Origin of the sequence: Empedobacter sp. 225-1 (assembly GCF_030328185.1) — a bacterium.
Taxonomy (GTDB): domain Bacteria; phylum Bacteroidota; class Bacteroidia; order Flavobacteriales; family Weeksellaceae; genus Empedobacter; species Empedobacter stercoris.
Map to the genome: position 1 here is coordinate 29165 of NZ_JACALO010000018.1, position 13100 is coordinate 42264.

At 33.8% G+C, this 13100-nt stretch carries 10 protein-coding genes; 3 read left to right on the plus strand and 7 right to left on the minus strand.

Going from position 1 to position 13100, the window contains the following annotated elements; all coding sequences use genetic code 11:
* Positions 1 to 177: 177 nt before the first annotated feature.
* The 7 genes from porN to HX088_RS07055 form a co-directional block, all read right to left on the minus strand.
* On the minus strand, positions 178 to 1080 hold the full coding sequence (porN, locus tag HX088_RS07025; RefSeq protein WP_225532497.1) for a type IX secretion system ring subunit PorN/GldN: 903 nt from the start codon (positions 1078 to 1080) through the stop codon (positions 178 to 180).
* A gap of 22 nt (positions 1081 to 1102) precedes the next feature.
* A complete protein-coding gene (porM, locus tag HX088_RS07030) occupies positions 1103 to 2668 on the minus strand; it encodes a type IX secretion system motor protein PorM/GldM (protein WP_286483767.1) in 1566 nt (521 codons plus the stop codon).
* Positions 2669 to 2719: 51 nt separating this feature from the next.
* Positions 2720 to 3391, minus strand: a complete 672-nt coding sequence (gene porL / locus HX088_RS07035) for a type IX secretion system motor protein PorL/GldL (RefSeq protein ID WP_286483768.1) — start codon at positions 3389 to 3391, stop codon at positions 2720 to 2722.
* A 28-nt stretch (positions 3392 to 3419) separates the two neighbouring features.
* On the minus strand, positions 3420 to 4859 hold the full coding sequence (gene porK / locus HX088_RS07040) for a T9SS ring complex lipoprotein PorK/GldK (protein WP_286483769.1): 1440 nt from the start codon (positions 4857 to 4859) through the stop codon (positions 3420 to 3422).
* Positions 4860 to 4966: 107 nt separating this feature from the next.
* Complete coding sequence (locus tag HX088_RS07045; RefSeq protein WP_286483770.1) at positions 4967 to 6118, minus strand: arginase family protein; 1152 nt, start codon at positions 6116 to 6118, stop codon at positions 4967 to 4969.
* The gene (topA, locus tag HX088_RS07050; protein WP_284584119.1) at positions 6118 to 8652 is read right to left on the minus strand and encodes a type I DNA topoisomerase; all 2535 of its coding nucleotides are present in this window, start codon (positions 8650 to 8652) and stop codon (positions 6118 to 6120) included. Before topA ends, HX088_RS07045 begins: the two co-directional genes overlap by 1 nt.
* Positions 8653 to 8737: 85 nt before the next feature.
* Positions 8738 to 9556, minus strand: coding sequence for a YciC family protein (locus HX088_RS07055; RefSeq protein WP_284584120.1), 819 nt, complete (start codon positions 9554 to 9556; stop codon positions 8738 to 8740).
* Between the two features lie 123 nt (positions 9557 to 9679).
* On the opposite strand from HX088_RS07055, the gene miaB reads away from it, so the two are divergent.
* From miaB to HX088_RS07070, 3 genes are all read left to right on the plus strand, one after another.
* Positions 9680 to 11125: a tRNA (N6-isopentenyl adenosine(37)-C2)-methylthiotransferase MiaB gene (miaB, locus tag HX088_RS07060; RefSeq protein ID WP_171623177.1), complete on the plus strand. Its 1446-nt coding sequence runs from the start codon at positions 9680 to 9682 to the stop codon at positions 11123 to 11125.
* A gap of 186 nt (positions 11126 to 11311) precedes the next feature.
* Positions 11312 to 12583 (plus strand): sigma-54 interaction domain-containing protein, encoded by a 1272-nt coding sequence (locus HX088_RS07065; RefSeq protein WP_286483771.1) that lies wholly within the window; start codon positions 11312 to 11314, stop codon positions 12581 to 12583.
* A gap of 1 nt (position 12584) precedes the next feature.
* On the plus strand, positions 12585 to 13094 hold the full coding sequence (locus HX088_RS07070) for an LptE family protein (protein ID WP_225540181.1): 510 nt from the start codon (positions 12585 to 12587) through the stop codon (positions 13092 to 13094).
* Positions 13095 to 13100: the final 6 nt, after the last annotated feature.

Here is a 13100-nt window from a genome sequence, read left to right on the forward strand (position 1 = left end):
TTAGGTTTTAGGTTTTAGGTTTTAGGTTTTAGGTTTTAGGTTTTAGGTTTTAGGTTTTAGGTTTTAGGTTTTAGGGAATAACTAAATTCTGGAAAAAAATATTGTAGAGGAATTAAACTATTTTAAATAAAAAAAGCTCCAATCTTGAGATTGGAGCTTTAGTTTTATAACATTTTATTAATAATTCCACATATCGGCTTCTGCCTGAATAATAGAATTTCTAATTTTATGATGTTCTTCTAATTGTCCCTTCGAATCATTTGGAATATAATCCTCAATCATCTTCGTTCCATACATGGTTTGCGCTTTGTAAATAACAGAACTAAATCGTCTTGCATTTAACATCTCATCATAAGTAATCGCGGAATTAGAGTTGCTTGGATTGAAAACAGTTGCATTTACCAAAACATTACGTGCATCTGGATACCAAATCCAAAATAAATCGACATACGTTCCGTCTGCAAATTCAGTTCCCAAAGATTGTGCATCTGGTCCCATGATCGCTAATCCTAACAAACGATATTTTAATTCTCCTAAACGACGATCAATGTACCAAAGACCTTTCGTTTTCACCATTTTAATATCATCAGATTTTACTTTGTAATTGAAAATAGCTGCTTCGTCAGGATTTTCACCTGCTGCAATCATATCATAGTAATACTGTTGAGTATCTTTCTTTTCGTTACGAGCCATGATTTGATCAAAACTCATTTTAGTCTGAAAGTACTCATCATCGTATACTTCTTTAATTTTTTTAGTACGAACTCCGTCAACTAAAACATCATACAATGATTTTGAATTCTGTACTAATTCATCACCAGATCTATAATAAGGTTGATTTAGACGCTCGTTCAAATCAATGACTTCCCATACAACTTTCGACCATAAAACATCTTTATCCTCGATAAAGCCATATTTCATTGGATCTTGTGCCGTACTTACAGTATCTCCAGCTTCATCAACTCTTGTTCTATTTTCGCGGTCTTTTCTCAACTGTTCTGGTGAAACAGCATTAAGAACATTTTGCGCCATTGTAAGGGTTGAGAAAAAACTCATTAAACCAAACAAAAGATATTTCATATGCTAAATTTTATTTTTTTGTTTATTGTACTTGAATTGCAATTGATGATGCTTCTCCTGTTTGACCAGAATTAGTACGATATTTAATATCGAATACACCAATTATATCTCCTTTTTTCGCTTTCGAAATTGCACCTGCGGCTCCTGACATTTTACTTCCTGTAACACGTACTGTAGCTTGACCTGGTACACGAACATTAAATGATGTTACTTCTCCTGAAATTGGGAATAAGAAATCTGGCCAGTCTACACGAATTGTTTGTGCTGCAATTCCATTATCTGGAATAGCTGGACTCGTTTTTCCTAAAATAACACCACGTGCTGGTGGAACTGGTTTGATACGGAAGGTTTCACGAACAGATAATGTTTTACCTGAACTTGCTTTCGTTGTAGCAGTGAATGTTACTTCACTTCCTCCACCTGGCGTGTAATTCCATTTGTTAGCTCCTGCTCCAGAAACAGAACCTGATGAAGCATTTAAACTTACTGGTCCATTTGCTCCATTAATTGTTGCAGAGATTGGGTTGGATACTCCACGGTAAACAACACGTAGATTATCGGCAACAATAGAACCTCCTGTTGGATCTTTCTCAATGATTTCAGCAGCTTTTTTATCTAAAGTTTGCGCAACAACTTGATATGTTGAAGGTGCGATATCAACCTTTTTAGTTTGCCCATTCGATACATAAGTAATGCTACCAGTTAATTGATGCATACCTACAGATCCTGTATTTAATTTGATTGATGCTTTACCATCTATTACTTCTGCGTTTCCAACACTTGTAGAAACAGAACCTTTAATCGAATTATCATAAGCTCCTAAGACAACATTAAGAACAGCTTCGTCCCCAACTTTAACAACTCCTGGAGATAAGAATAAACCTTGGAACGCATCCAATTCAATTTTCTCCTCTAATTTACCAGATAATAATGCTCTTACCAAGTTACCTTCTTCTGTGCGAGCATCCATTTGCATCTTAGATAAATTTGTTAACGATGCAATCATTGGTTGATCATTAAACTTTTCCTCTACCCAAGTTTGTTTTTTAGTTTTTGATTTCGTTCCAAAAAATTCGTTGATACGAGCTTCAGCATTTTTAGCATCTGGACTTTGTTTTGCAAAAGTCATTAAGAAATTTCTGAATGCGTCAACTTTTCCTGTGAATTCTTTGGCTTTCTCATTTCCAGAATCACCTCCTTTTCCTTTAAAAAATAGAGATACAACTGGTTCCGTGTTTGATAAAGCATTATAATCAGTTTCTTCTGATCCTGAGACATAATCAGACCCTTTTAATTCTTTTTTCAAACCATCAATGTAAGCTACAAACTCATTTGTTTGTCTTTTTACCTCAGCAGCTTGAGCTTGAGTTTTTGCGTACGTTGAATCATCCTTCACTTTTAGATCAATTTGATCATAGAAGGTATCGTTATTTGTTTTCGTTAAAGTCGTTGTTGACTCTAAAGAAGTATTTATCGTTTCGAACGATCTCAAAACCTCACGATCCACGTTCAAAGCCATCATTGCAATGAACACGAGATACATCAGGTTAATCATCTTCTGACGTCCGGTTAGTCTACCTCCTGCCATAATAATTTATAGAATTAATGAATAATTAGTTTAATTTATCGGATCAATGAATTAGTTATTTTTCATTGCAGAAAGCATACCTCCATATACTTTGTTCAATGCATTAATATTCGAAGAAAGCTCTTGCATTTCTTTTAAGAATTGCTCTGAACTACCTGAAGATTTTTGCATCTCTTCGATAAATTGTTTATTTAATTCTACTTGTTTTTGGCTATTTAAAATTTGCTCAGCATAGACTGCATTCAATTGGCTAATGTTATTAGATGCTTTTGCAATTTCGTTGCTGTATTGTTCTGTAGAAGCTACAGCTGTTGTCGTTGTATTTAATTCGTTTACTGCAGATCCAAATTTATCTAATGATCCACGTAATCTTTCAAACACTTCTTTGTCTAATTTAGCATCAGCTAAAACTTTATCTAATTCAGCTGTTAAGTTGTTTCCTGCTGTTGCAACTGCAGCTGTCTTTCTTTCTACTGGCTCACCACTTAATAATTCTGGATACGCTTTTTCCCATTCATAGCTACCTTGAGGTTTATCAAAAAATGCTGAATAAAAGAAAACGAATGCTTCAGCTACTAATCCAATGGTTAAGATTAAATTGGCTGAAATTGGCCCTAAATTTGTATGAGTAATTTTACATAATGCCCCGATAATTACTACTGCGGCAAAGAAATTATACAAAAAATTTGTAAGACGTTCTTGTTTTGAAGCTTGTAATGCCATATGATGCTTTTTATTTTTTTTTAATAGGTTATTTAGTTTTTCTGTAATTTACTTTTGATCCTTCTGGGAAAGATTGAACTGTACGGAAGCCAATAAAACTTCTAGCTGAATCTTTGTGTTCCCAATCTCTTGATGAAGTCATTAATAAATAACCGACATCTTTCCAAGATCCACCACGTACGCTTCTATTTACTTCTCCTGACATTGTAATTGAAGGATTAAGTGTTGAAGACATGGTGTAAGAAGATCTGTTATAAGGTGAACTTGTCCATTCAGCTACGTTACCCGCCATATCATACAAACCATATCCATTCGCTTTGAAAGTTTTGATTGGTGCTGTGTACATATAACCTGTTTTCTTTCCGTCGTTGATTTCTAAATAATCTCCACGTTTTGGTTTGAAGTTCGCTAAATAACAACCTCTATCGTCTGTTAAGTAAGGACCTCCCCAAGGGTATGGAGCGTTTTCTAAACCTCCTTTCGCTGCGTATTCCCATTCAATTTCTGTTGGTAGACGATAGCTAATTACCTTCACTTGGCTTCCTCTTTTCTTCTTATTATTTAAAGCTGTATTGTGATATCTTGTGCGGAAATCACAGAAAGCAGTCGCCTGATTCCAATTAATTCCAACTACAGGATAATCTGCATAAGCTTTGTGCCAGAAATAATCTTGGTGCATTGGATCATTGTACGAGTAGTTGAAATCTCTTACCCAAACTGTTGTATCTGGATAAATATTTAAACTAAATTCTTTTCTAAAATCTACGCGAAACGTTCCACGTTTTTTCGCAGCAGCAGCTTGGTCAACTGTTACATATGAATAATTTAATTTACGCGTATCGATACGTCTCTCTCCATTCATACGTTCTTCTGGTGGATAGTACATTCCTTCCATTACCTCCGCGTAATCTACATCTGGATATTTGTATTTATCCCACTCTAGGCGTTGTTTCCAGTTTATTTTTTTTGCGTCCAATGAATATCCATCTCTACCTGTATTACTATTTTTAAGATACTCATCATATGGTGTTCCTTCTCCATCTTCGGAACCAGAAACATATGCAAAAGCACCTATTCCATCACCATCTGCACCTGGATTCATTGGGTCAAACCCTAATGCTTCAGCCTTATTTGCTAAAGCGGTACGAGCGATAGAATCTTTTACATAATTCACAAAAATCTGATACTCAGAATTTGTAATTTCTGTATCATCCATAAAAAAACCTGTAACAGTAACAGTTTTCACTGGAGCGTCATTTGTTTTTGTAAAATCATAATCTGTTTGTCCTAAAACAAACGATCCACTCGGAATCGGCACCATTCCTTTTGGACGAACTGGCGTCCAGGCTGAAGAGGTTTTCGAAACTATCTGTCCATCATTTCTATCACTACTCCCTCTGTTTTTCAACATTTTACATGATGATAAAGAAAGAGATAGCAACAATGCACTTACCAAAATTCTATTCATTCTGCTATAGATTTATTTTTATACAGGTTTTATACTTTTAGTTCTCAATTAATAAGGCTACAAATTAAGGCATTTTATTAATTGATTTTTACAATTATTCTTTATTTTTAATAAAATTTTTTGAAATACTTCCACCATCTATTTGGTATTTCTCCATTCAAGGCCTGTTCATAATCTTTTTCTGAACACGAAATAATTTCAAATTTTCGTTCTCCATCAATTGTGTTGTCAACTTCAATCCACAATTGATTAGTTACTGTATTTCGATAAAAAATATAATTATATCCTTCTGTAGGAACAAAAATTTTCTCAAAATATTGTGTATCGTCAAAACTTTTTATCTCTGGGCGATGATTTTTTCCATCAATAAAATACCAAATCATCTGTGCAATAAGCAAATGATCTAGTTTTTTATAGTTCTCGATATAGTCACAAACGTAAAGAGAAGTCAATTTATTGCTGAAGCCTAAATATCTTGTTAAGGCACAAATTTCGCGCGATGTAAAACCATTTGGTGTCATATTTTTTGAAGAAGAAAAATCTGAACCTTGCAAACTTGAAAGATTAAGCAAAGCGGCATGAATATCTCTTGAATAAGGTTCTATTTCTTTTAGATTCTCTGAAATAACTCCTAAACGAACAGCTTCAAAATTTAACTGATCCAACAAATCCAATTTTTCTTGCGCTACGAAATACGTCTGAAAACCAATATTTGTATAATCCAATAAATTGAAAGGTTCGTTCGAAATAATTTTAGTTAAATAATTAGTCTCCGTTGTTTGAGCTTCATCTTTGCCTAAACGTAATTTGTGATCAATAGTTAAATAATTTATTTTATCAACAAGTTCATCATAAGCACGATATTGCTGGTATCCTAAACTTGGGTTTCCTCCCAAAATAACTACACTAAATCCGTCTTGGATCAATCCTTTTGTTACTTCTCTAAAAACTTTCTCGGTTTCATGTTTATCTTCATAGTAATTAACATCACCAAAATCGTACAAATCTATCGACCAATTGCCCATTTGTAATTCGTACAATTGAGTTCGAATTAAGCTAAAATCTACGTCTTCGATCAAATCTTTTTGTTTCGAACGAGATTCAGTCACACCAATTATTGCAATTTTATCATTCGTATTTTCTGCTGTTTCAAGAACATCTTTACGAAATTTAATTGATGTACCTAACGCAAAAGAATTACAACACTTCGCAAAATCTTGTAATTCTTCAGAAACGGGTTTTAAAAAGTCGTTGTACATTACTTTTTAGTCGTTGGTTTTTTAGTTGTCGTTTTCTTGGCAGTTGCTTTTTTAGCTGGAGCTTTCTTTGTAGCAGTTTTCTTTACAGGTTTAGCTGCTTCTATCAATTTTTCTACCTCAGCCAAAGTCAACGCTTCTGGATTTGTTTCTTTTGGTAATTCAACTTTAATTTTTCCTTGAATTAAATTGAAACGTCCCCAACGCGCTTTTTCTAAACGAATTTCTTGTTCTGCCCATTCGCGAACAACACGCTCAGATTCTTTGCGTTTTTTATCTTCAATCAATTCGATAATATCCGCTTGTGATAAATGATCGAAATCGTATTTTTTTGGAACATTGATAAACCATTCGTTCCATTTGATAAATGGTCCAAAACGTCCTTTACCTTTTGTTACATCATATCCTTCGTATTGTGCAATCGGCGCATCGGCTTTTAACTTTTCTTCGATTAGTTCTACCGCACGTTCAAATAATAAATCCATTGGATCTTCTTCTTTCGGAATCGAAATGTATTTATCATCAAACTTTACGTAAGGGCCGAAACGTCCAATATTCACCTCAACTTCGTGCGCTTTATACTCACCCAAAGTTTTTGGTAATTCGAATAATTTTAATGCTTCTTCTAATGTAATATTATGAATCGATTGATGTTTTTGAAGACTCGCAAAACGTGGTTTTTCCTCATCCTCTGCTTCTCCTATCTGAATCATTGGTCCAAAACGCCCAATACGTGCATGTACTTTTTTACCTGAAGTTGGATCGATTCCCAACTCTCGTTCTCCTGTTGCACGATCTGCATTTTCTTGAACATCTTCTACCGTTTGATGAAATTTTGTATAAAACTCATCAATCATTTTTGTCCAATTCAATTTACCTTCTGCAATCTCATCAAAACTATTTTCAACACGAGCAGTAAAATCATAATCCAACACGTTTGTAAAATAATCTACCAAGAAATCATTTACCACAATTCCAATATCAGTTGGGATTAATTTGCGACGATCTGCACCAAAAATTTCTTTTTGTTGTGCTTTTTTGATTTGATTATCAACTAATGTTAACGTATTGTATATTCGTTCTTGTCCATCCAATTCACCAACTTCTACGTAACCTCTATTTTGGATTGTAGAGATTGTTGGGGCATAAGTTGAAGGTCGACCGATTCCTAATTCTTCTAATTTTTTTACCAAAGATGCTTCTGTATAACGAGCAGCAGGACGAGAAAATCGTTCCGTACCGTTAATTTCATCCGCTTTCAATTGCTCATTTACTTTTACGCTTGGCAACAATACTTTGTCATCATCCGTATCTTCGTCATCATGCGATTCTTGATAGACTTTTAAGAAACCATCAAAAACAATCACTTCTCCTTTTGCTTGAAAAATAAAGTTGTTTTTGTTGTTATCAATATCAATGATTGTTCGCTCTAATTCGGCATTTGCCATTTGAGAAGCAACTGTACGTTTCCAAATTAATTCGTATAGTTTACGCATCGAATCGTCTGCATTTATCGAATGATTTTCGAAATGCGTAGGACGAATTGCCTCGTGCGCTTCTTGTGCGGAAGAGTTTTTATTTTTATACTTTCTGATCTCAACATATTTGTTCCCGTAAGCAGATTCTATCTCTGCTTTAACTGCAGTTAATGCATCATCAGATAAATTCACACTATCCGTTCTCATATAGGTAATATGCCCAGATTCATACAACTGTTGCGCTACACGCATTGTTCTCGAAACAGAAAAACCTAATTTACGAGAAGCTTCTTGTTGCAATGTAGATGTTGTGAATGGTGCTGAAGGCGTACGTTTTGCAGGTTTTTTCTGTAAATCATTTACTTTAAAATCTGCTCCAACACATGTTGCTAAGAAATCTTCAGCTTCTTTTAACGTTGAAAATTCTTTTGTTAAAACTGCTTTTAATGTTCTTCCTTCATTTGTTTCGAAAATTGCGATGAATTTGTATGATGAAACTGGAACAAAGTTTTGAATTTCTTTTTCGCGCTCCACAATCAATCGAACAGAAACCGATTGAACACGTCCTGCTGATAAACCTGGTTTGATTTTTTTCCATAAAATTGGTGACATCTCAAAACCAACTAATCGATCCAAAACACGACGAGCTTGTTGTGCATCTACCAAATTCTCATCAATTTCACGTGGATTATCTACTGCACGTTGGATAGCTTTTTTCGTAATCTCATTAAAAACAATACGTTTTGTATCCTTTTTTTCTAACCCAAGAACGTGATATAAGTGCCAAGAAATAGCCTCTCCTTCACGGTCCTCATCGGATGCTAACCAAATTGTTTCGGCTTTAGAAGACAATTTTTTTAGTTTACTTACAACATCCTTTTTATCAGGTGTTACTTCGTAGATTGGCTTATAATGATTCTCGATTTCGATTCCCATTCCTTTCTTTGGTAAATCGACTACGTGACCAAAACTTGACTCCACGATAAAATCATCACCTAAAAAACCTTGAATGGTTTTAGCTTTTGCTGGGGACTCAACAATAACGAGATTTTTAGACATATTGTTTTCTTAAAAAATTTCTGCAAAATTAATAACAAAAAAATGAAGCAGCCAAAAATGATTTTCAACTGCTCCATAATTTTATCTATTTCATATAAGGATTGTCCTTATAAATATCTGTTCCGATTTGTTCTATTTCTGATTGTTGATCGTCAAAACCAACCACTTCCCTATACAGTATATACATCATCACGTACACAAATGGAATTGCTGGAATAAGTCCTACACAACATAAAATAAAACCAAGAATTATAATTGCTATTCCTAATAATAAGACAACAAAGAAACTTCCAAAGTTTTTGAAAGCTAACTTCATACTATAATTTAAGGCTTCTTTTACATCAGCTGATGCAAAAATAATTAATGGAACTGCTAACATCCACATCGTATAAACAATAAAACCTGGAACTAAACATAACGTTAACCCAATACTACCTACAATTTGAACGACTAATGTAACAAGAAAAAGATTCAAGAACTTTCCATCTTTGTAATGAATAAAAATATCACTCAATTCTGGATTCTTTTTATAATCATATTTATAAGCCATTGTATAAATACTATATAATATTGGATACAAAACAGCTGATAAAATATTCGTCAAGAAAATAGACACCATTGCAGAAGTGCTCGAAAAAATTTCTTGGTACATTTCCATTACAGCTTCTGGATCACCACTACTTGTAATTGCTTGAATCTCCTCTTCATCCATAGAAATAGGAAAAACAAGTCCTACCAACATATTCAAAATCCACAAAGTGATAAAATAAATTAACACCGCTAAAATCGCATAACCTGCAATTCCTTTAAAAATATCGCCCGCTTTTTCAACAACTTGACCAGCTTTTAGCTGAAAGCCATTCTGAAGCTTTTCTTCTATTCGATCTTGTACTCTCTTATCCATATTTTTTTTTAAGTATTTCGTTTTCTCAAATCTACAAAATGTTAATAAAATGCAAAAGAAAAATTTACTGCCAATATGTCACATAGTTTTATTATTTTTGCACGATAAAATATCCATTTTAGAATGCATACAGAAGAAAAACATATAGATGAAGCAAGACAAGGAGAAGCTTTGATGACTGCTCCTACACGTAATGCTACAAAGAAATTATTCTTAGAAAGTTACGGATGTCAAATGAATTTCTCAGATAGTGAAATCGTTGCCTCTATTCTAAATAACGAAGGTTACCAAACAACACAAAAAGTTGACGAAGCAGATTTAATCTTATTAAATACATGTTCTATTCGAGAGAAAGCAGAACAAACTGTTCGTAAACGTTTGGCAACTTTGAACGCCATCAAAAAACAAAATCCAAGTCTTAAAATTGGTGTTTTAGGTTGTATGGCAGAACGATTAAAACATAAATTTCTTGAAGAAGAACATTTAGTTGATATCGTTGTTGGACCAGATGCATACCGTGATTTACCAAATTTATTGAATGATGTAGAAGATGGTCGTGATGCAGTAAATGTACAATTATCAAAAGAAGAAACGTATGCAGAAATTTCTCCTGTTCGTTTAGGAGGAAACGGCGTAACTGCTTTCGTTACGATTACTCGTGGTTGCGATAACATGTGTACATTCTGTGTTGTTCCTTTTACTCGTGGTCGTGAACGATCTCGTGATCCACATTCTATCTTAAATGAGTGTAAAGAATTAGCAGAAAATGGATACAAAGAAATCACACTTTTAGGTCAAAACGTCGATTCATATTTATGGTATGGTGGAGGTCCAAAAAAAGATTTCAAAAATGCAACAGACATTCAGAAAGCAACAGCAGTAGATTTTGCACAATTATTAGACATGGTTGCAACGCAATTTCCTAACATTCGTTTACGTTTTTCTACTTCTAATCCACAAGATATGGAAGAAGGCGTATTAGAAATGATGGCGAAACATAAGAATATTTGTAAATACATTCACTTACCTGTTCAATCAGGTTCTACAACTGTTTTAGAACGTATGAATCGTCAACACACGCGTGAAGAGTATTTCGAATTAATTGATAAAATTCGACGCATCGTTCCAGATTGTGCTTTATCTCATGATATGATTGCAGGTTTCTGTGGAGAAACAGAGGAAGAACATCAAGATACTTTATCGTTAATGGAATATGTGAAATATGATTTCGGTTATATGTTCGCTTATTCTGAACGTCCAGGAACACCTGCACACAAAAAAATGCCAGATGATGTTCTACCAGAAGATAAAAAACGTCGATTACAAGAAATCATCGAAATGCAACAAAAACATTCTGCTGAACGTATGAATGCTTATGTAGGAAAAGTACATGAAGTATTAATTGAAGGAAATTCTAAACGTGACGAAAATTTCTGGTACGGACGCAATACCCAAAATGCAGTTTTAGTATTCCCTAAAGTCGAAGGAACTAAAGTTGGAGATTTTGTCAACGTAAAAGCAAATAGCTGTACAACTGCAACCTTAATTGGTGAAATGATTGAAGGATAATTAATTCTTTTTAACAATCAATCTGTCAATTATATACAACAATAAAATTCGTCAATTCGAGTGATTTTTATTAATGAAATGATTAAAAATTGTATCGAGAATAGATTTTTACCCGAAATGACGGTTTTAATAAGACAATAATTGAAATTTGATAGATCATTTTTCAAAAACCTAAAAAAATAAAACATGGATTCTTTACAAACAATCAAACAACGTTTTGGAATCATTGGAAATAATGTAGCCTTGAATCGCGCTTTAGAAAAGGCCGTTCAGGTTGCACCTACCGACATTTCTGTTCTTGTAATCGGAGAAAGTGGTGTTGGTAAAGAGTTTATTCCAAAAATTATTCACAATCAGTCTGCTCGAAAACACAACAATTATATTGCTGTAAACTGTGGTGCAATTCCAGAAGGAACAATCGATTCTGAATTATTTGGGCATGAAAAAGGAGCGTTTACTGGAGCTACTCAAACGAGAAAAGGGTACTTTGAAGTTGCTGATGGTGGAACAATTTTCTTAGATGAAGTTGGTGAATTACCTTTAGCAACGCAAGTACGTTTGTTACGTATTTTAGAGTCTGGTGAATTTATGAAAGTTGGTTCTTCTGAATTGCAGAAAACCAATGTTCGTGTTGTTGCAGCAACCAATGTAAAACTAAAAGAAGCAGTTGAAAAAGGAAAATTTCGAGAAGATTTATATTATCGATTAAATACTGTTCAAATTGATATTCCTGCTTTACGCGAACGCAAAGAAGATATTAATTTATTGTTTCGAAAATTCGCTTCAGATTTTGCGAATAAATATAGAATGCCACACATCGAGCTATCGCCAGAAGCTCAAAATTATATTGCAAATTATTCTTGGCCAGGAAATGTTCGTCAATTACGAAATTTTGCTGAACAGGTTTCGGTCATAGAAAAAGAACGTGTGATTTCGTTAGAAAAAATCATCGAATTATTACCTAATAATTCAAATATGTTAACGGTTACAAATAAATCAAAAGACGGAAGTTCTTCTGATTTTATGGAACGTGAATTATTGTTCAAGGTTTTATTGGATATGAAAAAAGATTTGAACGATTTGCGTGCATTAACTTTAGATTTGATTAAACACAAAGATGTCGATGATTTTAATGGCAACACACAAGAATTGATTCAACGTGTTTACCAAGATCAAAGCGATACGGAAGAAGATTTTGTTCCAAATCACTATAATTTAGTTCCAACAAATTCAGCTTCAAAAGCACCTGCATATCAACAACCACAATACGATTATTCGAACGACGTGTATGATGTAAGTCCAATTGAGGAGCCAGAATCGCTTTCTTTACAAGATAATGAAAAAGAAATGATCAAATTGGCATTAGAAAAACACAAAGGTAAACGCAAAATGGCGGCTGACGAATTAGGAATTTCTGAGCGTACATTGTACCGTAAAATCAAACAATATCATTTGTAATATGAACAAATTAAAACAAGTTATTCTTAGCATTTTTGCTGTTTTTAGTTTAACAGGTTGTATAAAATATTCGCTTTCAGGAGCTGCAATTCAACCAGATTGGAACACAATTTATGTCGCTACTTTTCCGAATTATGCACCGCAACAAAATCCCACGTTAAGTCAAGATTTAACAATTGCTATTCAAGATATTTTCAGAAGTAGAACGAAATTAAAATTAAATTCGAACGAAAATTCTGATTTAATTATCGAAGGTGAAATTACAGGATATGACGTTGTTCCAGAAGCAATTCAATCGAATGATATTGCAGCGAAAAACCGTTTGACGATTTATGTAAAAGTACGATACATCAACAATAAAGACGAATCAAAAAGCTACGACAGAACATTTTCTGCTTTCCAATTATATGACGGAAACGCAATGCTAAGTGCAGTAGAATCGTCAATTGTTCCTTTAATTATTGATGATATTCGCGACCAAGTTTTTGCGTCGATTGCGATGGATTGGTAAAAAAAT